The sequence below is a fragment of the Oleiphilus sp. HI0043 genome (assembly GCF_001634935.1).
On sequence record NZ_LWEY01001074.1, the window covers coordinates 1 to 335 of the forward strand.

Consider the following 335-nt stretch of genomic DNA (forward strand, 5'->3'; position numbering starts at 1 on the left):
GGGTGCGACAGCGCTAGATAATGTCGACGGAGATGTATCTTCAAATATCGGTGTCAGTGGTACGGTCAATGCTGCAGTTGTTGGTAGCTATGTACTGAGCTACAACGTGAACGACTCATCGGGTAACCCTGCCAACACCGTTAATCGAACGGTCAATGTTCAGGATACCGGCGCTCCTAGCATCACCGTGTTAGGTAGCAGCCCACTTAACCATGAGCTAAATACCCCTTATACCGATGCTGGTGCGACTGCGAATGACGCACTTGACGGAGACCTATCTGCAGGCATTATAGTTGGCGGCACAATGGTCGACTCTAGCGTTGCTGGTACTTATG

1 protein-coding gene is annotated in these 335 nt (G+C 50.7%); it reads left to right on the top strand.

Annotation, left to right across the window (positions count from 1 at the left end; translation table 11 throughout):
• On the top strand, positions 1-335 hold a 335-nt coding region (locus A3729_RS11830), incomplete at both ends, for an immunoglobulin-like domain-containing protein (RefSeq protein ID WP_156497912.1).